Here is a 25,578-nt window from a genome sequence, read left to right on the forward strand (position 1 = left end):
TCACCCTGTTAGTGAGGAGAATAGCACGATGAATACTCGCTATATCAGTCTTGACAATAGTTGGCATTCATAGAAAAACTTCTTAAAAGGAATTGTTTTGTTATGATTACGACGGAAAAATTTAAAATCATACCATTGTTATTTTTTTCTGTTTTTTTCCATATAATCAATCGTTGTAGGGATTATTTTTTGAACATATAACCAGATAATCAAAAAAAATATACTAGGAAATACTAAATTTACTACTGTATGAAGAGTAGCGTTTGTAATGAAAATATTTATAATCCCAGTTATGTAGCAACTGCAATAAAAGGTAAGTGCAATATTTTTAAATTTTAAAATTTTTAATTTAGTAGATTCACTTATTTTTTTTTTATACTTTAGTTCATAGTTATCAGTGTTTATCAACAATGTAATCATCGTACCAAAGACACCTATTTTAGCTGTTTTATCTGCTAATAATAAGATATATGCAAGAACAAAAATAATTGGAATATATGAGATGATGTCTTTTAATTCTTCCTTCACTTTATAACCATCCATTCGCTAGCAGATCTTTTTTTATGGTAGTGTATTAATTTTAAAACGAGATTGGGACATACCTCTACGATTTAGACAACTCGAATAAGCGGTAGGAACAGAAGCCACTATCTCAACCTCGTTTTCTGAGATAGGTTATGTTCAATAACTGCTAAACAATGAATTTTTTTCTGAATTGATCTACATAATCAGTATCTAGTTTTAATCCCTCAAGTAAATAATTGTCAAAAGAACCAAAATGCTCTTCTAAAACTTTTTTTGCATGACATAAATACGTTTTATCAACATTTAAAGCAAGTTCCAAAGCGTTTAATTGCTGTTCAGTAAGTTTGCTTTTCAGTGAGTCAATAATTTGTTTATTTGCTGATTTTCTAGATTCATTTGTTTTTAGATAATCGTCCATGATGCTTTGATCAGAGGCACCAGCTATTTTTAAAATAAGAGCAGCTGCAAATCCAGTACGATCCTTCCCGGCAAAACAATGAAATAGAATAGGTTGATTTTCTTCTAAAATTTCCGTAAGAAACTTACTATAACCAGACAGTGCAGAATTACTGATTACAAGTTCCTCATAGGTTTCAAACATCGCTTTTTCGACATCACTTTGGTCAATATCTAACATTCCTTGTAAAGAAGCGATGCTAGATGAATCCTCAGATGCTAATATATCAATATTCTCTATTTTAATGTTGTTCATATCCATATCTGGCTGCTCTGAGATTTCTGTTTTGTTTCTAAAATCATAGACCTTTTTGATTCTACAATCATCCTCTAAAAATTGAATGTCTTTTTTCTCTAATCCAACTAACTGACCACTTCGATAGAAATAGCCTTCTTTTAAAGTTCCTGTAGGTACGGTAATGCCACCTATATCTCTTAAATTTGTTATCATAATAAACACCTTTCTACATAATTTGTATATGTAATAATACTCGCGATATTTGCGGATGTAAAATAAATAGACAGATGAAATTGTTAATAGTAGCGACTCTTTATAAAAAATTAATATTCTATTTTTATAGAAGTATATTGAGGATTAATTGTATTTTTAGTGTAAATTTTTATTTTATTAGAAAATATATTTTTTTAAAAAGAAAATATTAATTGGCGGAGAAACTCCTTGTGTATCATCTTTTTTTATTATAAAAACAGTTATTTTGAAATTAAATTAAAAATATTATAAAATTAAATATTAATATTGAATAGTTAGTTAATCAGATGATACTCTAAATATCTAGGGAAGAGAAAACTTCATTTCATGATGTGATAATTAAATAACAAGTGTCCGGTTTTTATAATTTCTAAAGGTAATGTATAATCTAAACTGTTTGATACAGAATAAGATTTTCAATAACGTTTTAATAGTGAGTAGATTTTAATAAAAGAACATGTATATTCTAGTGAATTAGAAAAAATGTTTACTTTAAAAATTACCTTTGAAATGTTATTGGAAATCAGATACTACTCCGTTTATATGCAATTATAAAAAAGAAAGAAGATGAAAAGATGAAGAAATACATATATTTATTGTTGATTTTCTTTAGTTTTATTTGTTTGCCTAAAGTTGCCAAGGCGGAGGCGACTATTTTACCGCCAGAACCAATTAAAAATGTTCGTTTAGATACGAATTTAAAAGGTAATCCTGATGTTAAGCTAGTTAATTTGAATTTATTGAATTCTAGATTATATACGATTGTCGATAATGATAAAAATTTATATTTTTGTTTGGATGAGAGTAAATACTATCCATCAGGTCAAGATTATAAAGTAGATATGAATGAAAAAATATCTGGCTCAGTACTATGGTTGATGCAAACTTTCTACGAAAATCAATATACTCAGAATTCTGTACCAAATGTTGAAGGATATCGTGATGCAAACGAGTTAACTAGATATTCTGCAATACAAGTTGTTATTTGGAAATTAACTGGAGGAAAATTTGATAATAAGTTAATTGAATCAAATCCTTTAATAAAAGATCTATACAAAGAAGCGCAAACAAAGACCAATGATGATACTTCGTATCAAGAAGTGATTAACAAAATAAATAACGTTGAAATCAACGCAAAAGAGATTATTCCAAACGGTGACGATGGTACAAATTATAATTACTTATTGCAATTTGAAGACAATATCGATCAAGAAACAGAAAAATTACTTCAAGTAAAGGATGAAGAGATAAATATAGGGGTACAACTGTATAAAAATTCCAAAATAACTGATATTACGAAAGATGCTACAATCAATAAAGACTACAATAAGCGAACAATCTCTATAGATATACCGAAAGACCTAATTGATAAAGATAAAGCCGATGATGCGGTCATTTATTTTAATATAGATACAATGCTCACGACTAGACATCCCTACTATTTGGTATTTGTTTCAAGTGGAGTTCAACCACTCGGTGGATATCAACCAATTGAAAGGACATTAACTACCAGAACCAGTATTGATTTAGATTTATCCGAAACATCTTTTTCAGTGTTGAAAAATTGGGAGGATTCAAATAATCAAGATGGCATACGTCCGTTGAATTTACCTGTACAATTATATCAGAGCGATAAACCATACACACATACAAGTAACGAAAGCCTGACACAAGGCAATGAAACTAAATTTGGTGAGGTACAAGAGCTAAATGAAGAAAATGGCTGGGAGTATATCTGGGGGAACTTACCAATAAAAGATAATAATGGAAATCCTCTATATTATACGGCTAGAGAAGAACTTGATTCAAAATATGATTTGAGTATAAATTCGACTGATGAAGGAAAAGCTATTCTTTTAACCAATACGTATAAACCTGAAACAGTTGACCTAAAAGGAGTCAAATCATGGGAAGATGGAAATAATCAAGATGGGATACGCCCCTCATCTATTGTGGTCAATTTATTAGCAGATGGAGAAATAATTCAAACAAAGAATGTTACAGAAAATGAAGGATGGGCATATGAATTTTCCGATTTACCTAAATACAAAGAGGGGAAAGAGATTGACTATACAGTGACAGAAAATTCCGTTCCTAATTATACAGCAATTAGTGATGGAGTGAATATTACAAATACCCATATCCCAGAGGTAACAGAGATCAGTGGAACAAAAATATGGGATGACAAGAATGACCAAGACGGTAAACGTCCAACAACGATAACAGTAAACCTTTTAGCCAACGGAGCACCAGTTGACTCAAAAGAAGTAACGGAAAAAGATAACTGGACATACCATTTTGATAACTTACCTAAGTATAAAGATGGGCAAGAGATCGTTTATACTGTAACAGAAAATGATGTGCCAGAGTATTCAACAAGTATAGAAGGAACAACTATTACGAATCATTATACGCCAGGAAAAACCAGCGTAACAGTAACAAAATCGTGGAATGATGGAAACAATCAAGACGGCATACGTCCTAACAGCATCAAGGTCCAATTATATGCGGATGGTGAAAAATCAGGAGAAGAAGTTGCCTTAAATGAAGCCAACAATTGGACAACCACTTGGGCTGATTTGGCAGAGAAAAAAAATGGACAATCGATTGTCTACACTGTAAAAGAAGTAGGAAGTATCGAAGGATACAATAAAACAGTCAATGCCGAAAATAGCGGCAACATTATTATTACAAATACCCATATCCCAGAGGTAACAGAGATCAGTGGAACAAAAATATGGGATGACAAGAATGACCAAGACGGTAAACGTCCAACAACGATAACAGTAAACCTTTTAGCCAACGGAGCACCAGTTGACTCAAAAGAAGTAACGGAAAAAGATAACTGGACATACCATTTTGATAACTTACCTAAGTATAAAGATGGGCAAGAGATCGTTTATACTGTAACAGAAAATGATGTGCCAGAGTATTCAACAAGTATAGAAGGAACAACTATTACGAATCATTATACGCCAGGAAAAACCAGCGTAACAGTAACAAAATCGTGGAATGATGGAAACAATCAAGACGGCATACGTCCTAACAGCATCAAGGTCCAATTATATGCGGATGGTGAAAAATCAGGAGAAGAAATTACCTTAAATGAAGCCAACAATTGGACAACCACTTGGACTGATTTGGCAGAGAAAAAAAATGGACAATTGATTGTCTACACTGTAAAAGAAGTAGGTAATATTAAGGGATACGATGCAACAATCAATGCCGAAAATAGCGGCAACATTATTATTACAAATACCCATATACCCAAAAATGGAATAAAGGGTAATGATCCTAAAACGCCAAGTAAAAATAGCTCTAATAAAGATTATCCAGCAACGGGAGAAAAAAATAGTTGGATTTTCTATGCAATAGGATTACTATTGATAGTAATTGTGAGTTATGTAGGCTTAAAGAAGGTAAAATACCATAAGTGAAATGGTTATAAAAAGCACACGAATCGCAAAAATTAATTCTTAAATAAAAGATAATAAAACCAATATAAAGTTGTATTAAAGGTATAAATTTCAAATGAATGATATACTTAAGGAAAAATTGAGGTGAATTTTATGTATAAAAAAATAGTAACAGTGGTTGATGTATTTGGAGAACCAAATGGAGTATTAGCTGAAGTCATTACTATGTCGCAAAGAGAAAATTCTGAACTTCATTTATTAATTAACAAACCTGAAATAGAAGCGCTTGAACAACTGAATTATCTACCATATGATAGTGGAATGTATATGCCTTATGAATATGATATGATTAAAGAGAATGACGAAAATTATCAAAAAGATGTGGATAAGGTTATTTCAAAAGTCAAAGCCGAGGGCGTAGACAAATTAGTGACTACAATTTATAGTGGCAGTACAAAATCTTTTATCAATAAATATATCGAAAAAAATAGTATGGATTTAATCGTCCTAGGTAGCTATGATGAATTATTGTCTAAAAGAGAACTAGAATCTGTCGCAAAACATGTTATAAAGAATACGACTAGTAATCTACTTATTTTGAGATGATCCCGATTTATGTTGAATTTGAACGTGAATAAAATAGCTTGAAGCGTAGAGGAAAAAACCTTCTACGCTTTTTTAGAGCTATCATAGCTGTACTGATGATGAGTTTTATCTGTAATTAGTTTCATAAAAAAAGATGTCGGTGATTATTCAGCGACATCAGAACGTGTAGATTCGATATATAGACTTTACTTACATTTGCTAGTCGCCGTTATATTCAGCAAAACTAGGCCCATTTGAACGAACTTTATCTTGTTCTCCTTCTTCTAAAGAGGTAAACAAAGTACTATCATTTAAAAAGGTATTCCAATCTGCATCCATCATGGCATTTAGATCTTCAATAGAACGATGTCCTAAAACCTCAGTGTTCAAACCGTCACCTGTAATGAAATGTCCATTTTCATCATGCTTCGCGTTTTTTACTGTATCTAAATCATATTTTTTATCAAATAATTTATCCCATTCTTCACGTAATTTGTGAGCCATAGTGCATCCCTCTTTCAATATTTTTACTGTATCTTTATTCTACAATATTCTTTGAGTTATTCCTCCTATAAAGCTTTATGATTAAAGCAAAAAACTAGGCTGTACTTTTTCATGTCATTGAAAAGAATACAGCCTAGTTTTATTTAACTGAGATTATGGATTTTGAGAATTGTCTGAGTTAGATGAGTTTTGTTTAAGTGCGGATTGATCAATAGTTAAATCAACATCTACACTTTGTTCTTTCCCATCACGATAGAAGGTAACTTTCATCTTGTCGCCGACTTTTTTCTTATAAAGTGCGCTTTGTAAGTCAGTGACAGAATCAATATCTTTGTCATCGATTTTAGTGATAACATCGTATCTTTCAATTCCTGCTTTATCAGCTGGAGTAGCTGTTTGAACGGTACGAACAAGTACGCCCATTTGAACTGACTCAGGAAGTTTTAAGATTTCTTTTCGTTGTTGTGTTGAAACATTTGTTAATTCTTCCATTGAAATACCTAGAGCTGGACGAGTGACTTTACCTTCTTTTTCCAATTGGTTGATGATATTTACTACATCATTACTTGGAATCGCAAAGCCCATTCCTTCAACACTTACTTGGCTTTCAGATTGAACGATTTTAACAGAGTTGATTCCGATTACTTGTCCTTCAATATTCACTAAGGGACCGCCAGAGTTACCTGGGTTGATTGCGGCATCTGTTTGGATTGCATTGATATTGATTGCTTGCCCGTTATTTTCATTTTGGATATTTCTGTTTAATGAAGAAATGATCCCTTGTGTCACCGAGTTAGCATAAGCGGAACCTAATGGAGAACCGATAGCTAATGCTGGTTCACCGATTTTTAGTTTATCTGAGTTACCAAATTCAGCAATTGAATCAACTTTATCAGAAGAAATTTTAATTACCGCAAGGTCAGTATAAGAATCGGTACCGACTAACTCACCTTGAACTTTTGTACCATCATGTAAAACCACTTCTAAGCCTTTTGCTTGGTCTACTACGTGATTATTGGTCACAACATAAGCTGTTTTACCATCTTTCTTATAAATCACGCCACTCCCTTCACTGGCCGCTTGTAAATCACTGCCGTCGGAATTTGAACTGTCCTCTTGACTACCATCGTTTCCACCAAAAATACTACCAAACCCTCCATCAGAAGTATTTTGACTAGGGCTTTGCAAGTTGATGACTGAAACCACAGAGTCTTTCACTTTATCGACGGCTTTAGTCACATCGCTTGTTACGTCTAAATTAACATTAGTGACTTTCGTGTCTCCTTTATTATCTTTCACTGTGTTTGTAGTGGTAGATGAGTTAGAAGATGGACTTTGACCAGTGATCACATACGCACCACCGAAAGCCAGTGCTCCTCCGAGTAACCCACCAACTAAACCAATCCCAAATTTTTTGAATAAGCCATTTTGCTTTTTATCTGAATTAGGTGTAACATCTTTTTTTTGCATACAAGCAACCTCCTATTTAATTATCATTATTTGTTCTATTTAGTATAGTCTTTCAAGACACCTTTAGTCTACCCAAGAGCTTTGAATTTTTTATGAACAAGTTGGGGAGAAAAACAGATACAAACAATGAAAAAATGATTTTAAGAAATACTTATACACAATAAAATGTGAAAAACGGTTGAAAAATAGAGGAAAACCTCTGTTAAAAAGTTATCCACAAAATGTGGATAATGTGGATAAACAAATGGGAATATCTGTTTGTATCTCAAAATACTGTGAAATGAAGGATATTTGGACCTGTAACTGTGGATAAGTCTGTGCATATGTGTATAACTTTGTGGGAAAGTATGTGGAAGAGTAAAAACATTCATGATAAAATTGTTAACAAGTAGAAAAATGGAAACAGGAAGAGATGTGAAACGAGTGAAAATAAAAATTATTACTGTAGGAAAATTAAAAGAAAAATACCTAGTCCAAGGAATCAATGAATATTTAAAACGTCTGCAAAGTTATGCAAAAGTCGAAATGATTGAAGTAGCCGATGAAAAAGCACCAGAAAATTTAAGCGAGGCGGAGATGCTTCAGGTGAAAAGAAAAGAAGGCGAACGGATTTTAACTAAAATAGGGGATCAAGATCATGTTTTTGTTTTAGCTATAGATGGGAAGCAGTTTAGTAGTGAAGCATTTTCAAAAGAGATTGAGCAATTAGGGATTCATGGAAAGAGTCAATTGGCTTTTGTAATCGGTGGCTCGTTGGGATTAAGTGATGAGGTAATGAAAAGAAGTCAGCAACAGATGTCGTTTGGAAAATTGACTTACCCACATCAGTTGATGCGTTTGGTTTTGGTAGAACAGATTTATCGTGGGTTTCGGATAATGCGAGGGGAACCGTATCATAAATAGGGATATTTTTGAAAAGATAATGCAGAATTATTGTATTTTTAAGACGATAATTATAAGTTTGGGAAAGGAATGGGCTATATTAAATGAATGAATTATTGACCGAAAATGAAGTAGTTGAAATTATGAAGAGCTATTTAAATAGTCAAGGGTACACAATAGAAAGATACGCAACTACAACACAAACAGGAATTGACATCGAAGCCTTTAGAGCGAAACAAAAAATCTGTATTGAAGCTAAAGGAGCGACATCGTCAATGGAAGATTCTGCTAGGTATGGTATGCCATTCAATGATAATCAGGTAAAGAATCATATTGGAAAAGCAGTCATTGCGGCATTAAAAGTTTTAAATCAAGATGATAAACACACGATTTCTGCGATTGCCTTGCCTGATAATAGTATGCACAAGAAACAAATTGACCAAATACAGAGACCACTTAAACAATTAGGCATAAAAGTCTTTCTTGTATCTAAAGATAGTGCATTGGATTATTTTTGAAATTTTTAATTAGGTGGTAAGAAAATAAAATGAAGGTTGTCAATGTTTAGTTGATTGAGAGAATGTTGGTTATACAACATTAATTTTATACTCTAGATATTGTTAATACGTAGTTTTATGAATTCAATAATTATGTTATAGTTAAATTACTCTTACTTTAAGGAGAAACGAATGAAAAAAAGTGCATTCATAGCTTTAGCTATAATAATTTTAGTAGGCTTAATAATTGGAGGTAAATGGTACATGGACAGAGAGAAAGACAAACAAGAGTTAATAGAGATTCAAACTGATTTAGCTAATTATTTGTATAATAATTACGTACTATCTACTATTGACGAAAAACAAAAAAAGAAAATATTTAACGAATTTAATAATGGAAACGGTAATTTAACGGAGTCTCAATTTTTTGAAAAATTAGAAGAAATGGAAAAAAAGATTAGTATTGAAAGCGTTGAATTTACGAATTTTTCAGTTACTCCAATGAATACAGTTAAAGTTTATTTTAAACTAAACAATGTTTATGAAGATAGTGTTTCTCTAGATACTGTTTCGGCAGAAACTGATAAATTAATCTACAATATAAGAACACTCTCAGGAGAAGGACCTTATTATCTTGAGGAGAAACCAGAAAAAACAGAATCTAGTATGCCTACTCAAAAAATTGTTTATTATCAGGGGACGGTGAACTAATGGATCAAAATAGACAATTTTCTGATCAAGTTTATCAAGTTGAAAACGGAAATGTACCAGTTAATGAACGATCACAAAATAAAGAGTATATCATTCTAGATAAAGTAGACACGAATAAAGATAAAATTGGTACAGATAAAGCTCCAAAAAACAACAGTATGCAAGCCATGGTTGTAGCAGAAATTAGGGATGAATATAAGGATAAAAAAACAGAATATTTGAAGCAAATACCTGGGTATCCTGAATCAGTCGTAAAAAAAGACATAACGATTGCCTATGCAGGAACAAGTGGATGGCAGGATATAAAAACCGATGTCCGAGAAATCGCTCAAAATGACAAACATGCAAATGGTGCTTTTCAGTCTGCTTTAGATTATGCTAATGTTATTGAGCAACGTTATTCTAAAAAAGATGGTTACACTATTTCTACTACAGGACATTCATTAGGTGGTGCAGAAGCTATCTATATTGCTGTTTTAAAAGGATATAATGCTATTACATATGGTGCTGCTGGTTCGGGTTTAACGGATGCACAGATTAAAAATTATAAAGGGGTTATTGTTAATATCTATGATACATCTGATACGGTAACTAGTGGTTGGATGACTGGTGGTCAGAAGAAAATACCATTCTTAAGTATAGGCATCGATAATAAAGGGTGGAAGTTATTTGGTCATTCAAGAGATCAATTCAAAGTAGATAAAAAAGGGAATTATATTAATAAATATGGGGATATAGTCATTTATTCTGACTTAAATGGTGGGATATCAATTGAACAAACCCTTTTAGCGCAAAGTATCGTTGAAAATAAGATGCAAATGCGCAGATTAGAACAGTATGGTGTACATAAAAGTGGCAGTAAAAAAGAGTACCAACAATTAAAAAAAGAAAATGAGTGGCTTCAAACTCAAATTGATAGTTTTACCAAATTGAACGTTTTACGTAAAAAATTTACTGCTAGTGGTGGCGGTTTATCTGGAAATGAACAAATCTATTTAGACGATAGCCAAGCGCTAACCATTGTAAAGCTTGCATCTTCAAAATTTGACATGGCAATGGAGAACGTCGTAAAGCTCTACAAAGATGCGATTAGGGAATTAGAAGAAATATGGCAAGAAGGACGTTCGACGATTCAACGTAATTGTCCTGACTTATCTTATGGCGAAGTTTTAGATGCTATGCAGGCAATGGGGTGTACGGAACAAACCATGGTGACGATTCCTTCACAAGAATTTCAAGAAAAACTCAGTTTAGCACATCAAATGAGTAGTAAATTTAGTACCCTAACCAAAGATATCACTGCAAAAATAGGTGAATTAGTTCAACGAGACCAAGAATTAGCGAAACAACTCGCCTAAAAAAGGGAGAGATACGAGCATGGATCAAGAAGAGCAAGCATTAGCGGATTATCAACAAACGAGACGACAACTTGAAGAAGAATCTGACGCATTGACAAGAATTAGGCGACAAGCGGAACAAGCAACGAATGATACCTATTCTGAAATGCAGCGGCAGGTACAACGATTTGGTGAAACAAATGAGCCTATGGAATGGGCAAGACGTGAGCTATCACGTCTTGAAGAAGATTTTTTCTCAGAATTAGACAGAGAGAAACGGACCCTTTCGTTAAAAGAAGACGAAGCAGAACAAGCCTATCGTAAAAAAACTTCAAGAACAAACTAAACCGTAAAAGGAGTATGATTACGTGTTAGAAGCAATCGAAAAACTATTAAAAGAATATAAAAAGAATTTACAAAAAATGAGCGCTCAAGCCACTGCAATGGCACTTGTTCAAAAAAAAGATAGTTTTGTGAAAAAAACAAAAAAATCTGGAGAAACGGAATCAGAAAGTGCAAAAAGTTCCATTACTTCTGCAACAAGTGGTCTAGGGGAGACAGTAAAAGGGCAGTTTGGAAAGAAAGTAACACAAGTTTTAGATGAACAAGGAAAAATGCTAGATAAATTTTAATTGAAATAGAAAAAGGTGTGTTTCTAGTGGATGATAAAGAATTAGAACTGCGCAAGGAAGAACAACGTCAAAAGATTCGTGAAATTGGACAGAATGCCCAACTCAAAAGTTTAGAAAGCCAGTTGAAAACAGAAAAAGAAGCCAATAAACACTTTGAAGAAATAGAGAGAACTTTAAAAGAAATGAAAAAAGTGGTTGATTCCTGGGATAGGAAATACGAGAATACGCCCGAAAAAAGAAGGACGGAATTCCATGTCATTAAGGAAACCGATGTAAATCAGTTATAAGGAATGTATCTAGCTCAAAAATAACTATATATTATATCTATGAAGATCAATCATCTTAAATGGTGGTTGGTCTATTTTTGTGTTTTAAGGAGGGAATAAAATGTTTGATAACAAAGAAAATCGTTACATCACGAATGGACTGAACGAAAAAGTACCAAAAGAAATCCAGCTCTATTGCTGGCAATTGATCGAAAAAAAAAAGGAAGCTGAAACATAATTAGACTACTTACAAATCTTTGAGTTCAATCCAGATAACCAACGCCAAGAAGTTGAAGTGATTCATCGACAAGAAGAACCATTTTTCATTGATTATCATACCTACACCATAAAGGGAAAGATGCCTGATTTCCAAATTGAAAAATTATGGGTAATTGATGATGGTAGTCATCAAACTATGTCATTACCAGAAGATTATTAACTGCATTTTTCTAAGAACCAACTACAACAATCATAAAGGAGAAAAACATGAAAACAAACCAACCGAGAAAACGTGTAGCTATTGTTAGTCTTGAACTGGTAAAAGAAGCCTCAACTTTTTACGCCGCTAGAACCTGTACTAGTCCTCAAGCTGTTTATGAGTTATTCGCTCCGTTTATTGAAACAAAAGATCGAGAACATTTGGTGGTCGCTGGTTTAAACGTAAAAAATGAGCCAACGGCTATTCAAGTTGTTCATATAGGAACCATCAATCAATCACTTGCTTTTCCTAGAGATATCTTAAAGATGGCGCTCCTATCAAATAGTGTGTCTATTTGTGTCGGGCATAATCATCCTTCAGGTAGTGTGACCGCTTCATTATCGGATATTGAATTTACTGCGAAGTTAGAAAAAGCCTGTCGATTACTTCAAATCAATTTACAGGATCATCTGATAATTGGTAGTGGAGGGAAATATCTGTCTATGAAAGCAGAAAGATATATAACCGATAGTAAGTAATGAAGCCTTAAGAGGTAAGCTCATAAGGTTATATTTATACCATAGAACGGAAGAAAAAAACTAGCTTCCAACTAAAAGATGTTACAGTAATTGATAAGTCCAATTCACTTTTGGCTCAAGAGTGACATTCTTTTTTGAGTTTTTCTCTTACTAAAGTCACGTCAAATAAGCAATCCAGTAATTGTGAAATTAAATGGACACTAAATATACTTTGGAAAGAACCGTTTTAATTAAGATATACTAGATTCTCTTAAAACCAATGAAACCGGGACGATGATTTGTCTGCCTAATTCCCCTTTTTTATTAATCAACTCTAATAATGATTCTACGGCATAATTGGCTATTAAATCCGTATTTTGCTTGACCGATGAAAGGGACGGCGTCGTGTATTTTCCAAAAGCAGTATCATCAAAGCCAACCAATTTAATTTTGTGTGGGACAGCAATCTGATTCTTCTTCAAACTTCGCATCAACTCTAAAGCAATGAGATCATTGATAGAAAAAATCCCATCTGTACTTGGATTCTTCTTGAGAAAAGCAAGCAAATTCTCTTCAAAATCAGACTGTTCAATATCAACAGCAAGCAGATGCTGTTTTTGATCGAATGGAATACTGTTTTTCTTCAAAGCATCTTTAAACCCTTTCAAGCGTTCTTTCGCACTTGTCGATTTTTGATTGTGCATTGCGATAACAGGGTGTTGACAGCCTTCGTGGATCAGTTCTTCTGTACTTTCAAATGCACCTTGATAATGATTGGACGAAATAAAAATAGTATCTTCTTTCATTTTCGGCTCTCGATCGATACAAATATAAGGAATCTTTTTTTCAGCATTAGAAGAAGCAAATTCAAACGCTTCTGCACCAGAAATAACAATTAGCCCATCAACACCTTTGCCTTCTAAAATCCGCAAATAAGCAAGCTCTTTTTCTGAACTTCTGGACGTATTACAAATAATGGTGGAATACCCCTTAGCAAATAAAATCTCTTCTAAACGCTGAACAACATCGGAAAAGAAATAGTTACTGATGTCCGGCACCAATATACCAATCGTAAATGATTTATTCATACGTAAATTTTTAGCGCTGTAATTCATTTTGTATCCTGTTTCTTCAATAACTTTTAGAACCTTTTTTCTAGTTTCTTCAGAAAATCGTCCATTATCGTTGATAACTCTTGAAACAGTGGCGACAGAAACACCTGCTATTTCAGCAATATCTTTAATCGAATAGTTTGTCATAAATGGTATCCTCTTGCGTAATCGTTCTCTTTTTTTCTTACATATTTACCCACATTTTCTCATAAAAAGACATTGAATACAAATTTTCACTGGAAATTTTAGTTGACAGGTCAAAATATTGGTGATATATTAACCACGAAAGAAGGTAAACGATTACTCAATATTTTTTCGGCACTTGGGTAATCGTTATCTCAAATCAGGAGGGAACGCGATGACCAAATTATTATGCTCGTCTATGATGTGCGCCAATTTTTCTAATCTCAAAAAAGAGACCCAAGAACTTGATCAAGCAGGCATCGATATTTTTCATATGGATTTTATGGATGGCAGTTTTGTCCCCAATTTTGGAATGGGGTTGCAAGATTTTGAATTAGTTCGTTCCGTTACGGATAAACCTGTAGATGTCCATTTGATGATCCAAGAGCCGAGCAAGTATGTTGAAATGTTTGCAGATCTTGGCGCAGATATTATTTATATTCATCCAGAAGCAGACCAACAAGTGGCGCGAACACTTGAAACGATTCATCAAAAGGGAAAAAAAGCTGGGATTGCGATTAACCCAGGAACATCGGTTGAAATGATTCAAGGGCTATTACCGTTAGTAGAGTATGTGATGGTGATGACGGTTAATCCAGGGTTTGCTGGCCAAAAGTATTTAGCATATACGGATCCAAAAATAGAAAAGTTAGTCGCTTTATCAAAAGAATATGATTTTGAAGTGATGGTAGATGGCGCAATTTCACCAGAAAAAGTTGAACGATTAAGTAAAGTTGGTGTAGCGGGTTTTGTGTTAGGAACCTCAGCGTTATTTGGCAAAACTGGAACCTATAGCGAAACATTGTCGAAATTGAGAGCCTAAAATTTCAAGGTCTAGGAATCAAAATAGGAGGAAGAAGTTTATGAAACTAGCAATTGGGAATGACCACGTAGGATTTGAACTAAAACCAATCATCGTAGACTATTTAAAAGAATTAGGACACGAGGTGCAAGATTTCGGCGCATACTCATCAGAGAGGACGGATTATCCACTGTATGGAAAAAAAGTGGCGGAAGAAGTTGCTTCCGGAAATGTGGATGCTGGAATTTTAATCTGTGGCACAGGTGTTGGAATTTCGATTGCTGCGAATAAAGTAAAGGGCATTCGTGCAGTTGTTTGTAGTGAACCATATTCAGCTAAGCTTTCAAAAGAGCATAACAATACGAACGTAGTAGCATTTGGTTCACGAGTGGTCGGCAGTGAGCTGGCTAAAATGATTGTAAAAGAATGGTTAGAAGCTACGTTTGAGGGTGGAAGGCATGGCAAACGAGTCGAGATGATGCAGCAAATGGAAAAATAAAAAGAGATAGATTTTCTCTGAAATTTTGAATATAATTGATAAAATATGGAATAAATTGAAAATAAATGGTTGTAATTGAAAAAAAGAGATGCTATTATGGGGGAGTAGAAGAGAAAAGGAGGAATAAAAATGAAGTTAGCAACAAGAATCAACTCATTTTTACCGAAGTTCAATAATGATGTAGAAGAAGTGTTACAAGAGTTTGGCCGTTTAGGGTTAACCCATGTTGATTTTAATTATCCAGAACATGTAGAAAATAGTAAGGCTGGAAAGATGAAAGAGCTTTTACAGAAAAATAATTTACAAGCAAATGGCGTCGCATTACGCTTCAGAAGTGAGTTTATCAACGGTGAATTGGGAAATTCGGATCAGACCATTTCGGACAATGCCGTTCAGTTATGTAAAGAAGCTTGTGACTATTGTCGTGAAGTGGGGGGAGAAGTAGTCACAATCTGGTTAGGATTTGATGGGTTTGATTATTCATTCCAAATTGACTATGAAAAAGTTTGGAACCAAATCAAAGCCTGTATGATCGAAATTACAGACTATGCGCCTGATCTTAAGATCAGCATTGAGTACAAGCCGTTTCAACCAAGAGCCTATGCATTCTTAGATAGTTTCGGAGTTGCTTTATCAATGGTTCATGAGGTTGGTCGTGAAAATTTAGGGATTACCTTAGATTATTGCCACATGCTAATGAAACATGAAAATCCAGCATACGGCGCGAGCATCTTAGGCAGTCGTCAAAAATTATTTGGGGTTCATTTAAATGATGGTTATGGGCTAAACGATGATGGCTTAATGATTGGTACAAGTAGCTTGATTAAGACGATCGAATTTATTTACTATACGAAGTTACACAATTATGATCACGCTTTCTATTTTGATACATTCCCAATTATTGAAGATCCTGTAGAAGAGTGTGAAAGAAATATCAACATGATCAAAAAAATTGATGCCATTATTGACCGACTAGGGATGGAATACATTGCAGATATCATTAAACAAAATAGTGCCGTTAAAGTAAGTGATTTAGTATTAGAAATCTTAGCTTAAGATTTCTAATACGTGATTCTAAGAATAAAAACAACCGGGGAGTGAATAAAAATGGATTTCAAATTAGCAGCAAAAGAAATATTAGAAAATATTGGCGGTCCAGATAATTTAGCGAATATGACCCATTGTGCTACACGCTTGAGATTAACGTTGAAAGATCCTTCAAAGGCAAATGACGAAGCTGTGAAAGAAATCGATGGTGTTGTCAATGTTGTCAATAAAGCAGGACAATACCAAATCTTGATTGGGACAGAAGTTCCCAAATTATATGATGAATTTGAAGCACTCGTCACAGGTGAAGATAGCAACGTTCAAGCGAATACTAGTGGAGAGAGTTCTGGTAATCTGATAAGTGCCATTTTTTCAGCTATTTCGGCAATTTTTGCTCCACTATTACCTGCATTGGCTGGTTCAGGAATTTTACGAGGCTTATTGATTTTAGCTGTCCAAACGGGGATTTTATCGGAAAATAGCGGAACGTACAGTATCTTAAATGTAGCGTCGATGAGTGTCTTTTATTTTTTGCCAGTTTTGTTAGCGTTTACTTCAGCTAGAAGATTTGGTGCCAGCCCTTATTTATCTGCTCTGATTGGTGCAGCATTATTAAATCCAGACTTTATTGCATTGATGGGAGATACTGGGAACGGTGCAACAACAAGCTTCTTGAAAATCCCCGTGGTTTTGATGAATTACAATTCAACAGTTGTGCCGATCATTCTTTCCATTTGGGCGTTTTCTTATCTATATAAGTTTTTAGATAAAAAAGTTCCAGAGACGCTAAAATTAGTGGTTGTACCGCTGATTTCCTTGGCGGTAATGATTCCATTAACTATTATCGTGATTGGGCCGATTGGTGTCTATAGTGGTGAAGCAGTGGCTCAAGTGGTGAATTGGTTGATTGAACGAAGTAGCATTTTGACAGGTATTTTGATTGGTGGTGGTTGGAGTGTGCTTGTTAGTTTAGGGATTCACTGGGCTGTTAATCCAATCATGATCAATAATGTTTCAACATATGGTTTTGACTATATTGTACCGTTTACCTTTGCTTGTAACTTTGCCGTTATTGGTACAACGATTGGCGTATATTGTAAAGCGAGAAACAAAAAATTGCGTAGTTTTGCCGTAACAGGTCTCGTAACGATTGCACTTTCAGCAATTATTGAACCAACACTCTTTGGTTTATTAGTAAAAAACAAAAAATTATTTTTAGCTCAAATTATTGGTGGTGCCGTGGGTGGTGCTTATTTAGGACTGATGAAAGTTGTAACCAATGCCTTTGTGTTTGGGAGTGTAACAACCTTTCCAGCTTTTGTGACAGATAATGCGTCAAACTTTATTCAGGCTATGATTGGATTAGCTATTTCACTAGTTACGTCAGCCGTGTTAGCCTATATGTTTACAGAGAAAGACGAACTGTTATCGTAACATCTAAAAATAACTTCTTTCAAATGCATTGATTTCGTTACTATTTATCCAGATTTATGGTATTTTAAGAATGGGTAATCTTCTTGCAAGCAATAGTAATGAAAAAAATGAAAGGAGTTTCTTATGATTCCATACATTCGACAAGAAAAAATTATTGAAATACTAGAGAGTAGAGAGTTGATCAGAATTGAGGAATTACAAAAGTTAATACCTGAAGTATCAATTTCAACTCTTAGACGTGATTTAAAAGAACTAGAAGGACTAAACAAAGTACAGACTTTATCAGGAGGTGCTGTCAAGATTTCTTCAAGTGTGTCAGAGTTACCGATGGCAACGAAAGCTAGTTTACAAATGAAAGAAAAACGCTATATAGCTGAACTAGCTGCTCGTGAAGTAGCTGCTGGAGAAACGGTTTATTTAGATTCAGGCTCAACCTGTACAACGCTTCTAAGAGAATTACTTAAAAAAAAGATTCGGATCATTACGACCAATACGGATGTACTTAGATTGACAGGAGAGTTTGAAGCGGAAGTCACGATTTTAGGTGGAACCTACGATCCTAAAATTTCTTCATTAAGTGGGCCGTTAGCTGAAGCAAATATCCAAAAATATGTTTTTGATAAGGCCTTTCTAGGCGCAAATGGTATCGATTTGAAATTTGGAGTAACAACACCTAATTTAGTAGAAGCAATCAAGAAGAAGACTGTAATTGATCATGCGAAAAAAGCATTTCTACTGTGTGATAGTTCTAAGTTTCATAAAACATCTGCGGTGAAATCTTTTGAATTAAATGAAGTCATTTTGATTACGGATAAAGCAGATTCTGATCTAGGTAAAGAAATGACAATTATTTCCAAATAGGGAATGTAAAATAAAGCACGTCTCTCTTTTTTTTAGAGACGTGCTTCATTATATTTCAATAAAATTCAAAAATACTCATAGATAGCATCGTTAACTTCTCAAACCACGCCCTCGATCAATCAAATACCAACAAACGGCATAAAGTACTGATATGAAAAGAATCAAGATAATCAGAGAAAATAGGATTGGTACATCGATCGTTCCAAGAAAACCGTATCTAAAACCTGAAATCATATACACGATTGGATTGATTTTTGAAATAGCCTGCCAGACCGGCGGCAACATTGAGATTGCATAAAATACCCCACCAAGATAGGTTAAAGGCTGTAAAACAAAAGTTGGCACAATCGATACGTCATCAAAAGATTGTGCGAAAATACCATTTAAGAGACCTGCCAATGAAAATAAAATAGCGGTCATCAGAAGGGTAATAATCACAATAGACCAAGAATAAACGTGAAGGGGGACAAAGAATAGGGAGATCATTGTGACGAGTGTACCGACTAGAATACTTCTGCCAAGTCCCCCGAAGACAAATCCCCAAATAATAATGTGCGTTGGAACTGGAGCAACTAGTAGTTCTTCAATATTTTTCTGAAACTTTTGTGAGAAAAATGAGGAAGAGACATTGGCATAAGAGCTTGTGATGACAGACATCATGATGAGTCCAGGGACGATGAATTCCATATAAGAAAATCCGCCCATCTCGCCAATCCGTCCGCCAATCAGGTTTCCGAAAATAACGAAATAAAGTGATGTAGTGATTACTGGTGGTACCAACGTTTGTACCCAAATTCGCAGATAGCGATTGGTTTCTTTTACTGCAAGACTTCTGAGAGCCGTGAAATATAACTTAAACATTTTTATTCTCCTTATTCATATCAATGTAGTGATTTTTCAAAAAGAAAAACCAATCTGATTCTCCTAGCGTAACTATTCCCTTAGCTTAATAACTGGCATCCATCGGGTGTTTTTCGTCCGTGATTTTAAGGAATAGCTCCTCTAAACGGTTGGATTTATTACGCATGGAAAGTACCTGTATCCCTTGTGTAGTCAGCTGTTCAAACAATCCGTTCAATCCTTGATTACGTTCGACTTCTACCTCAAGGGTTTGCTCATCTTCAAAGATACTTTTGTACCCTATGATTTCAGGTTCCTTATCAAAAGGAGCCAGATCAAAGATAAAGGTTTCAAATTGTAATTTGGCTAGTAGTGTTCTCATACTAGTATTTTCAATCAACTGACCAGATTGGATGATTCCGATATTTCGACAAAGCATTTCAGCTTCTTCAAGGTAGTGGGTTGTTAGAATGATTGTAGTACCATTTTCGTTTAACTCTCTTAGAAAATCCCACATTTCCCGTCTTAATTCAATATCGACTCCTGCTGTAGGCTCATCTAAAATAAGTAAGCGAGGTTCATGCATCAAAGCGCGTGCAATCATTAATCTACGTTTCATACCACCTGAAAGCATTCTGGCACGGACGTTTCGTTTTTCCCATAAATCTGATTGCTTCAGATATTTTTCGCTACGTTTCAGTGCATCTTTTTTCGAGACGCCGTAGTAGCCCGCTTGGTTGATCACGATTTGTTCGACTGTTTCAAATGGATTAAAGTTAAACTCTTGTGGAACGAGCCCAATCTGTTGTTTGGCAAGAACTAAATCATTATCTAGATCATAACCAAAAACCTTTACCTTCCCAGATGTTTTGTTGACAAGCGAGGTGATAATACCGATTGTAGTTGATTTCCCAGCGCCATTTGGTCCTAAAAGTGCGTAAAAATCGCCTTCTTCTACAGTTAAGTCGATACCTTTGAGGGCCTCGACACCACTACCGTAGATTTTTTTTAGGTCGTTTATTTCTAGTGCATACGTCATTTAATCAATGTCTCCTTCTAACTCTTTTGTATTTTGGCAAAGACACTCTGAACTGCTGTCAGAAAGTAATTGCACCATAGAGCCCATAAACTCTTTTACAAAGTCTTCTCTTAAACTATAATGATGCCATTGGCTTTGCTTGCTTACAGAGACAATCCCAGCACTTTCTAACACTTTCATATGATGAGAAAGCGTTGGCTGGGTAAAGTCAAAGTGCTTCAATACGTCACAAGCGCACATACTACTATAAGATAGCAAATCGATGATTTTCATTCGTTTAGGATCAGCCATAGCTTTGAGTATTAAAGAAATTTTTTCGTAATCCATATCGATTCCTCCTGAATATAGATAGATGTCTATGTTTAATATAGAGGAACACAAATGGAATGTCAAGGTGATTTATTTTTAAAACAAAGTGATGCTACTGAATCTGTTATAATAGAAAGGAATACTAGTAGGACGAAAGAAAAATTGCATTTTAAGAGGAGTAAACGAATACGATGAGAAATATTAAATTAACGATCGAATATGATGGGACTAGGTATCAGGGCTGGCAAAGACTAGGTGATTCGGATAAAACAATTCAAGGGAAAATCGAAAATATCTTAACACAAATGACGCGGACAAGAATTGAAATCATTGGTTCTGGTCGAACGGATGCTGGAACGCATGCAAGAGGGCAAATTGCGAATTTTAAAACAGATAGTAAAATGGTGCTGTCTGAGATGATTGACTTTCTAAATCGTTATTTGCCACAAGACATTGTTGTAAAAAAAGCAGAAGAAGTCCCCGAAAGATTTCATGCTCGATATAATGCCAAAGATAAACAATATAGTTACTATGTTTGGAACAATACAATTCCTTCTGCCTTTGAACGTAATTATAGTTTCCATTATTCTGAAGAACTTAATTTTGAATTAATGAATGAAGCCTGTCGTAAGTTAACTGGGACCCATGATTTTATTGGTTTTTCTTCTCTTAAAAAGACGAAAAAATCTACGACTCGGACAATCGATGAATTATCAATCCAAAAAGAAGGGAATCTGATTCATTTTACCTTTGTTGGGAATGGTTTCTTGCATAAAATGGTTAGAATTCTTATGGGCACGATCTTAGAAATCGGATCTGGCACAATGAAATTAGAGGTTATTGATGAAGTATTTGAAAGTAAAATCAGGAGTGAAGCTGGAATGACGGTCCCAGCACAAGGCTTGTTTTTAGATGAGGTTTATTATTAAGTGTGTTTAGTAAAATCATCGTAAAGCAATACTTGATTGTTAACGCAAATACTTAGAGAGATAGTATTCTGTGTTTAAAGTTGTCGTTAGCACCAGGTTAAAATGACATGTGGGAAGTAAGTACAGCGATAAAAAATATTTTCACTATTTTATGAACAAAAAACAGTGAAGAAAGGTCTGGTAATTATAACAAAAAGTATTAGGCGCGCAAGTTTTACCTGGGCGCCTAATACTTTTTATTTGAACGATAAATCGATCATTTTCTTGTGAAAAACGAACTGAGAAAATCTTGAAAATCTGATTTTCTCAAGAAAATGCGGATATTTGTGATTTACTTGTGTATTTTTATGCTATACTAGCGAATGTACGAAATAAATTAGGAGTTAGATTTAATTAGTAAAGGGAGATTTTGTAGTGAAAGAAAAGTCATTAAGGCTAAATTATATTCCAATAATTGTAGCCTGTCTGTTCATGGTGATTCAAAGGGTGTTGCAATCTGCAACGGTTGTTCCAGAGTATGGTAGTTATGCAAGTCGGTTTTATATTTATCAGACGATAAATACAATTGTGATGGTCGGAGTAAATATTTTTCCGATCTATCTAGGATTCAATTCGAGTAAAATGAAGGACAAGAAAGTTTTAAAAAACATTAGTAGTTATTATTTGATGTACGTTGCTACGTCTTTATTAGTAAATATTTTTTTCTATGTTACTAAAAAGTCGTTGAACGTGAAAGACTATTGGTCGATTTTCTTTCCAATCAGCCAAAACCATTATAGTTATGCGGTTTCTTGTGTATTGGCTTTGTTATGTTTACCGAAGATCGTTCGTTGGTGGGATGACAATTCTGATCAGCAAATAAAAAGTGGGTTGCTGCTCACTTCATCAATGTTTGTATTGTTACCAACCTTGTTTAGTAAAGACATTTGGTCTGCTCAAGGTGGGAAAAATGTTGTATGGATCTTTTATTTGCTTTTTGTAGGATATGCCTTAAAAAGGTTAAACTTAGTTCAAAAAGTACGCTTGCCTATTCTGCATTTATTGTTTAGTGGAGTCTTGTTAATCAGTTCCATTTTTGTTATGACCAAGATTTCCATGTTTATGCGCGGAGATGCATCAACAGCGCTTCGTTTTTGTGTGCCGTTTTCCGTTCTAGGGATGTACTATACCCTAAGTTTATTTGCTACTTTGCAAAGTAGGAAAAGACTTAAACTAAATGTACCCGTTTCAATAATTGCAACGACGTTAATAAGTACACAAGTCGCAATTAATTCGCCTGTAGCCACCTATTTCATCGGAACATTTTATAGAAAACCTTATGAAAAATCAGGTGCTCTATGGTTTAAAGCAATCATCCTCTCGTCAGTCCTATGGCTAGGTGCAGCCGTTTTGTGTACAATCATTAATTTCTTGTTTCAAAAAACACCCGTGTTTAAATGGTTGGAAAAATTAGTGAGGGTTGAATCAGTTGATGAAGTGAAGAATAAGGTATTAGCAGTGTCTAAATGGCTCTCTCAAAAACGCCGACTGGTGTTAACCGCTGCATTCTTTTATGGTTTTACAATTGTCCAGATGTTTTTGATTTCTGAATCTAAAATAAAGGTAAGTGTAGCAGATACTGTTAATTCATATGCTTTTATTTTACTGAAGAGACAAGCACCCATCGTGTTGAATGTTTTGATAATCATGATGTTTTTCCTGTTGTTATTTGTTCTTACGAATAAATTTTGGCACTCGTTTGTCCTGACATTGATGATTGATTTATTGATTACTATTTCCAATTATCTTAAGATGTCATTACGTGAAGAGCCTGTATTACCAGCAGATCTAAAAATGTTGACTGGGATCAAAGAAATTCTTGATATGGTCAATCCATTTGTGATTCTTATCGGGGTGATCGTTGTCTTCGTATTAGCTGTGTCCAGTTATTTATTAGAACGAAGAGCACGACAGTTATACGATTTAAAACCAAATGGGAAAAAAAGAATCACTGTGATGATAGTTATACTCGTCTTTTTTTCAAGTCTATTTTTCGTCAACCATAAAAATTCACCATCTTATTTAATGTTTAACTTTTTTAGAGTGAATCGTTATTTTTATAATCAGAAATTAGGTGCTCAAATCAATGGACCTATCGTTCAGTTTTTGAATAATATCGATATTACGATTATGGATAAGCCAGCAGGGTATTCGGAAACAGCAATCCAAAAAATTATGGAAAAGTACGATAAAGAAGCGAATGAGATTAATAGTAACCGGTTAGAATGGGCTGAGAATGAAACATTTGTCTTCAACCTAAGTGAAAGTTTTAGTGATCCAAAGCGAGTGCCTAATCTGACGATAGAGAATGATCCGATACCGTATATTCGTCAAACAATGAAGAAAAATACGAGCGGCTGGATGTTGTCAAATGGATACGGCGGTGGAACAGCCAATATGGAATGGAGTTCATTAACAAGTTTGGACATTAGTAATCTTTCTCCAACCTTACCAACGCCATATACTCAATTGGTGGAAAAACAGCAGATTTCTCCTAATATAACAAATCTATTTGATGAGAGTATCGCTATCCATCCATATGCTGCGAGTCTTTACAATCGGAAAAATGTATTCAATAAGTTTGGCTTTGATAAATTTTATTACGTAGATGGTCCGGATAAACTGACTTATGAAGACAAAATCGATGATCATATTTATATTTCTGATGCGTCAGCGTATAAAGAGACCTTGGAAAAAATCAATGATAATTTTGATAAAACTCAATTTATCCAATTATCTACGATGCAAAATCATATGCCGTATAAAGAAAATTTCTACCATGAAAATAATTATTCGTTTAGCGGCACAGCTGTGGTGAAAGATCGACAACAAGAACTAAGCACTTTTATGCAAGGTATTCATTATACTGATGAAGCAGTGGAAGAGTTTATAAAAGAGTTGGATAAGATTGAAAAACCGATTACCTTTGTCTTTTATGGTGACCATCTACCTTCGATTTATAGTGGTAATAATATGAGCAAGTATGGTTTAGTTCAGCACGAGACAGATTATTTTATTTATAGTAATCGCTATAGTCGAGAACGAAGTAAAAAGGTAAATAAAAAAATTGTTTCTCCATACAATTTCCCGGCGCTAGCATTACAACAAGCAAATGTTAAAATAACGCCATTTTATGCATTAATGACAAGAGTTACAAATGATATTTTAGCATCCACAACGGATCCTTCAGCTAGTATATCGAATAATTATAATGGACAAAAAATCTTTGTTACTAATAAAAATGAGTCAATCACAGAAGATAAATTAACAAACAAACAAAAAGAACTATTGCAAGATTATCGCTTGCTCCAATATGATTTAACTGCTGGTGAAGAGTATGCATCTGAATGGGCAATGCAATCATGGAATGAATAAAAACTTCTTAACTAAATCTGATAAGCGCTGAGATAAAGGCTTAAATAACTATGAGCGATTTCAGAAAAAAGAAGCCCTAATAATAAGACGAGGTAATACTTGTCCTTTTATTGGGGCTTTTTTAGGTTATAGTGACTATTATCCATCCTTCAATACTACAGGACTCAGACTCGTAATCGTTTTAGTTTCATCTCTAATAAATTGGTATCTTCAAAAGTAGCAGGATATTGAAATCAGGCGCTAAACGATAGTTGAAGTTTACCACGGTGAATCGTTGGGTTTTTAAATACATCATATAAAACGATACAGTTCCTTTCTCCATAAAAGTATCACGCTTTTCAGCATTTCACGCATTTGGATACGCAGTGCTAGAATATCACTAGTTAACATAGTAGTTTCCTC

General features: G+C 34.3%; 26 protein-coding genes and 2 pseudogenes. 19 read left to right on the plus strand and 9 right to left on the minus strand.

The window, feature by feature from the left end; translation table 11 throughout:
* Positions 1-138 precede the first annotated feature (138 nt).
* Positions 139-528, minus strand: a complete 390-nt coding sequence (locus BCR22_RS11450; protein WP_069640263.1) for a hypothetical protein — start codon at positions 526-528, stop codon at positions 139-141.
* A 163-nt stretch (positions 529-691) separates the two neighbouring features.
* Positions 692-1,432 (minus strand): tyrosine-protein phosphatase, encoded by a 741-nt coding sequence (locus BCR22_RS11455; protein WP_069655018.1) that lies wholly within the window; start codon positions 1,430-1,432, stop codon positions 692-694.
* A gap of 614 nt (positions 1,433-2,046) precedes the next feature.
* Here BCR22_RS11455 and BCR22_RS11460 point away from each other — a divergent pair.
* On the plus strand, positions 2,047-4,908 hold the full coding sequence (locus tag BCR22_RS11460; protein ID WP_069655019.1) for a Cna B-type domain-containing protein: 2,862 nt from the start codon (positions 2,047-2,049) through the stop codon (positions 4,906-4,908).
* 132 nt (positions 4,909-5,040) lie between these two features.
* Entirely contained in the window at positions 5,041-5,493 is a 453-nt protein-coding gene (locus tag BCR22_RS11465; protein WP_069640260.1) for a universal stress protein, read from the plus strand.
* A 198-nt stretch (positions 5,494-5,691) separates the two neighbouring features.
* On the opposite strand, the gene BCR22_RS11470 is transcribed toward BCR22_RS11465, so the two are convergent.
* Complete coding sequence (locus BCR22_RS11470; RefSeq protein WP_069655020.1) at positions 5,692-5,976, minus strand: hypothetical protein; 285 nt, start codon at positions 5,974-5,976, stop codon at positions 5,692-5,694.
* Between the two features lie 153 nt (positions 5,977-6,129).
* The gene (locus BCR22_RS11475; protein WP_069655021.1) at positions 6,130-7,446 is read right to left on the minus strand and encodes a S1C family serine protease; all 1,317 of its coding nucleotides are present in this window, start codon (positions 7,444-7,446) and stop codon (positions 6,130-6,132) included.
* A 423-nt stretch (positions 7,447-7,869) separates the two neighbouring features.
* Between BCR22_RS11475 and rlmH the strand changes: the two genes are divergently transcribed.
* The 10 genes and pseudogenes from rlmH (at position 7,870) to BCR22_RS11520 (ending at position 12,728) form a co-directional block, all read left to right on the plus strand.
* Positions 7,870-8,349, plus strand: a complete 480-nt coding sequence (rlmH, locus tag BCR22_RS11480) for a 23S rRNA (pseudouridine(1915)-N(3))-methyltransferase RlmH (RefSeq protein ID WP_069655105.1) — start codon at positions 7,870-7,872, stop codon at positions 8,347-8,349.
* A gap of 83 nt (positions 8,350-8,432) precedes the next feature.
* Positions 8,433-8,846: a hypothetical protein gene (locus tag BCR22_RS11485; protein WP_069655022.1), complete on the plus strand. Its 414-nt coding sequence runs from the start codon at positions 8,433-8,435 to the stop codon at positions 8,844-8,846.
* A gap of 171 nt (positions 8,847-9,017) precedes the next feature.
* Positions 9,018-9,536 carry a hypothetical protein gene (locus BCR22_RS11490; protein ID WP_069655023.1) on the plus strand — a complete coding sequence of 173 codons (519 nt, stop codon included), beginning with the start codon at positions 9,018-9,020 and terminating at the stop codon, positions 9,534-9,536.
* Positions 9,536-10,894: a Tle-like phospholipase domain-containing protein gene (locus tag BCR22_RS11495; protein ID WP_069655024.1), complete on the plus strand. Its 1,359-nt coding sequence runs from the start codon at positions 9,536-9,538 to the stop codon at positions 10,892-10,894. Before BCR22_RS11490 ends, BCR22_RS11495 begins: the two co-directional genes overlap by 1 nt.
* A gap of 19 nt (positions 10,895-10,913) precedes the next feature.
* Positions 10,914-11,219: a hypothetical protein gene (locus tag BCR22_RS11500; protein ID WP_069655025.1), complete on the plus strand. Its 306-nt coding sequence runs from the start codon at positions 10,914-10,916 to the stop codon at positions 11,217-11,219.
* A gap of 22 nt (positions 11,220-11,241) precedes the next feature.
* Positions 11,242-11,505: a hypothetical protein gene (locus BCR22_RS11505; RefSeq protein WP_069655026.1), complete on the plus strand. Its 264-nt coding sequence runs from the start codon at positions 11,242-11,244 to the stop codon at positions 11,503-11,505.
* A gap of 26 nt (positions 11,506-11,531) precedes the next feature.
* The gene (locus BCR22_RS11510; RefSeq protein WP_069655027.1) at positions 11,532-11,792 is read left to right on the plus strand and encodes a hypothetical protein; all 261 of its coding nucleotides are present in this window, start codon (positions 11,532-11,534) and stop codon (positions 11,790-11,792) included.
* 100 nt (positions 11,793-11,892) lie between these two features.
* Positions 11,893-12,009 (plus strand): DUF960 family protein, encoded by a 117-nt coding sequence (locus BCR22_RS16110; protein ID WP_141706575.1) that lies wholly within the window; start codon positions 11,893-11,895, stop codon positions 12,007-12,009.
* Between the two features lie 12 nt (positions 12,010-12,021).
* Positions 12,022-12,210, plus strand: a pseudogene (locus tag BCR22_RS16115) (DUF960 domain-containing protein); the annotation flags it as partial.
* 47 nt (positions 12,211-12,257) lie between these two features.
* Positions 12,258-12,728 carry a JAB domain-containing protein gene (locus BCR22_RS11520; protein ID WP_069655028.1) on the plus strand — a complete coding sequence of 157 codons (471 nt, stop codon included), beginning with the start codon at positions 12,258-12,260 and terminating at the stop codon, positions 12,726-12,728.
* A gap of 230 nt (positions 12,729-12,958) precedes the next feature.
* Here BCR22_RS11520 and BCR22_RS11525 read toward each other — a convergent pair whose 3' ends face one another.
* Positions 12,959-13,966: a LacI family DNA-binding transcriptional regulator gene (locus BCR22_RS11525; RefSeq protein ID WP_069655029.1), complete on the minus strand. Its 1,008-nt coding sequence runs from the start codon at positions 13,964-13,966 to the stop codon at positions 12,959-12,961.
* A gap of 211 nt (positions 13,967-14,177) precedes the next feature.
* Between BCR22_RS11525 and BCR22_RS11530 the strand changes: the two genes are divergently transcribed.
* The 5 genes from BCR22_RS11530 to BCR22_RS11550 all read left to right on the plus strand — a co-directional run bounded on the left by BCR22_RS11530 (position 14,178) and on the right by BCR22_RS11550 (position 18,645).
* Positions 14,178-14,825: a ribulose-phosphate 3-epimerase gene (locus tag BCR22_RS11530; RefSeq protein WP_069655030.1), complete on the plus strand. Its 648-nt coding sequence runs from the start codon at positions 14,178-14,180 to the stop codon at positions 14,823-14,825.
* A gap of 40 nt (positions 14,826-14,865) precedes the next feature.
* Positions 14,866-15,303 carry a ribose 5-phosphate isomerase B gene (gene rpiB / locus BCR22_RS11535; RefSeq protein WP_069655031.1) on the plus strand — a complete coding sequence of 146 codons (438 nt, stop codon included), beginning with the start codon at positions 14,866-14,868 and terminating at the stop codon, positions 15,301-15,303.
* A gap of 129 nt (positions 15,304-15,432) precedes the next feature.
* A complete protein-coding gene (locus BCR22_RS11540; protein WP_069655032.1) occupies positions 15,433-16,359 on the plus strand; it encodes a sugar phosphate isomerase/epimerase family protein in 927 nt (308 codons plus the stop codon).
* Positions 16,360-16,410: 51 nt separating this feature from the next.
* Positions 16,411-17,784, plus strand: coding sequence for a PTS transporter subunit EIIC (locus tag BCR22_RS11545; protein ID WP_069655033.1), 1,374 nt, complete (start codon positions 16,411-16,413; stop codon positions 17,782-17,784).
* Positions 17,785-17,907: 123 nt separating this feature from the next.
* Positions 17,908-18,645, plus strand: a complete 738-nt coding sequence (locus tag BCR22_RS11550; RefSeq protein WP_069655034.1) for a DeoR/GlpR family DNA-binding transcription regulator — start codon at positions 17,908-17,910, stop codon at positions 18,643-18,645.
* Positions 18,646-18,735: 90 nt separating this feature from the next.
* Here the strand turns inward: BCR22_RS11550 and BCR22_RS11555 are convergent, their stop codons facing one another.
* From BCR22_RS11555 to BCR22_RS11565, 3 genes are all read right to left on the minus strand, one after another.
* Positions 18,736-19,506 carry an ABC transporter permease gene (locus tag BCR22_RS11555; protein ID WP_069655035.1) on the minus strand — a complete coding sequence of 257 codons (771 nt, stop codon included), beginning with the start codon at positions 19,504-19,506 and terminating at the stop codon, positions 18,736-18,738.
* A gap of 85 nt (positions 19,507-19,591) precedes the next feature.
* Positions 19,592-20,524: an ABC transporter ATP-binding protein gene (locus tag BCR22_RS11560; RefSeq protein ID WP_069655036.1), complete on the minus strand. Its 933-nt coding sequence runs from the start codon at positions 20,522-20,524 to the stop codon at positions 19,592-19,594.
* Positions 20,525-20,851, minus strand: a complete 327-nt coding sequence (locus tag BCR22_RS11565; protein WP_069655037.1) for an ArsR/SmtB family transcription factor — start codon at positions 20,849-20,851, stop codon at positions 20,525-20,527. It abuts the gene before it with no gap.
* A gap of 173 nt (positions 20,852-21,024) precedes the next feature.
* On the opposite strand from BCR22_RS11565, the gene truA reads away from it, so the two are divergent.
* Positions 21,025-21,762, plus strand: coding sequence for a tRNA pseudouridine(38-40) synthase TruA (gene truA, locus BCR22_RS11570; protein ID WP_069655038.1), 738 nt, complete (start codon positions 21,025-21,027; stop codon positions 21,760-21,762).
* Positions 21,763-22,176: 414 nt separating this feature from the next.
* Positions 22,177-25,176 (plus strand): sulfatase-like hydrolase/transferase, encoded by a 3,000-nt coding sequence (locus tag BCR22_RS11575; protein WP_083241828.1) that lies wholly within the window; start codon positions 22,177-22,179, stop codon positions 25,174-25,176.
* Between the two features lie 194 nt (positions 25,177-25,370).
* Here BCR22_RS11575 and BCR22_RS16045 read toward each other — a convergent pair.
* Positions 25,371-25,477: pseudogene (locus BCR22_RS16045) on the minus strand (alpha/beta hydrolase); the annotation flags it as partial.
* Positions 25,478-25,578: the final 101 nt, after the last annotated feature.

The organism is Enterococcus plantarum (genome assembly GCF_001730295.1).
Classification (GTDB): Bacteria; Bacillota; Bacilli; order Lactobacillales; family Enterococcaceae; genus Enterococcus_L; species Enterococcus_L plantarum.

Excerpts from the sequence above, each read along its gene's own strand:
- BCR22_RS11455 (WP_069655018.1), bottom strand. The coding sequence starts at position 1,432 with ATGATAACAAATTTAAGAGATATAGGTGGCATTACCGTACCTACAGGA.
- BCR22_RS11460 (WP_069655019.1), top strand. The coding sequence starts at position 2,047 with ATGAAGAAATACATATATTTATTGTTGATTTTCTTTAGTTTTATTTGT.
- BCR22_RS11465 (WP_069640260.1), top strand. The coding sequence starts at position 5,041 with ATGTATAAAAAAATAGTAACAGTGGTTGATGTATTTGGAGAACCAAAT.
- BCR22_RS11470 (WP_069655020.1), bottom strand. The coding sequence starts at position 5,976 with ATGGCTCACAAATTACGTGAAGAATGGGATAAATTATTTGATAAAAAA.
- BCR22_RS11475 (WP_069655021.1), bottom strand. The coding sequence starts at position 7,446 with ATGCAAAAAAAAGATGTTACACCTAATTCAGATAAAAAGCAAAATGGC.
- BCR22_RS11485 (WP_069655022.1), top strand. The coding sequence starts at position 8,433 with ATGAATGAATTATTGACCGAAAATGAAGTAGTTGAAATTATGAAGAGC.
- BCR22_RS11490 (WP_069655023.1), top strand. The coding sequence starts at position 9,018 with ATGAAAAAAAGTGCATTCATAGCTTTAGCTATAATAATTTTAGTAGGC.
- BCR22_RS11495 (WP_069655024.1), top strand. The coding sequence starts at position 9,536 with ATGGATCAAAATAGACAATTTTCTGATCAAGTTTATCAAGTTGAAAAC.
- BCR22_RS11500 (WP_069655025.1), top strand. The coding sequence starts at position 10,914 with ATGGATCAAGAAGAGCAAGCATTAGCGGATTATCAACAAACGAGACGA.
- BCR22_RS16110 (WP_141706575.1), top strand. The coding sequence starts at position 11,893 with ATGTTTGATAACAAAGAAAATCGTTACATCACGAATGGACTGAACGAA.
- BCR22_RS11520 (WP_069655028.1), top strand. The coding sequence starts at position 12,258 with ATGAAAACAAACCAACCGAGAAAACGTGTAGCTATTGTTAGTCTTGAA.
- BCR22_RS11525 (WP_069655029.1), bottom strand. The coding sequence starts at position 13,966 with ATGACAAACTATTCGATTAAAGATATTGCTGAAATAGCAGGTGTTTCT.
- BCR22_RS11530 (WP_069655030.1), top strand. The coding sequence starts at position 14,178 with ATGACCAAATTATTATGCTCGTCTATGATGTGCGCCAATTTTTCTAAT.
- rpiB (WP_069655031.1), top strand. The coding sequence starts at position 14,866 with ATGAAACTAGCAATTGGGAATGACCACGTAGGATTTGAACTAAAACCA.
- BCR22_RS11540 (WP_069655032.1), top strand. The coding sequence starts at position 15,433 with ATGAAGTTAGCAACAAGAATCAACTCATTTTTACCGAAGTTCAATAAT.
- BCR22_RS11545 (WP_069655033.1), top strand. The coding sequence starts at position 16,411 with ATGGATTTCAAATTAGCAGCAAAAGAAATATTAGAAAATATTGGCGGT.
- BCR22_RS11550 (WP_069655034.1), top strand. The coding sequence starts at position 17,908 with ATGATTCCATACATTCGACAAGAAAAAATTATTGAAATACTAGAGAGT.
- BCR22_RS11555 (WP_069655035.1), bottom strand. The coding sequence starts at position 19,506 with ATGTTTAAGTTATATTTCACGGCTCTCAGAAGTCTTGCAGTAAAAGAA.
- BCR22_RS11560 (WP_069655036.1), bottom strand. The coding sequence starts at position 20,524 with ATGACGTATGCACTAGAAATAAACGACCTAAAAAAAATCTACGGTAGT.
- BCR22_RS11565 (WP_069655037.1), bottom strand. The coding sequence starts at position 20,851 with ATGGATTACGAAAAAATTTCTTTAATACTCAAAGCTATGGCTGATCCT.
- truA (WP_069655038.1), top strand. The coding sequence starts at position 21,025 with ATGAGAAATATTAAATTAACGATCGAATATGATGGGACTAGGTATCAG.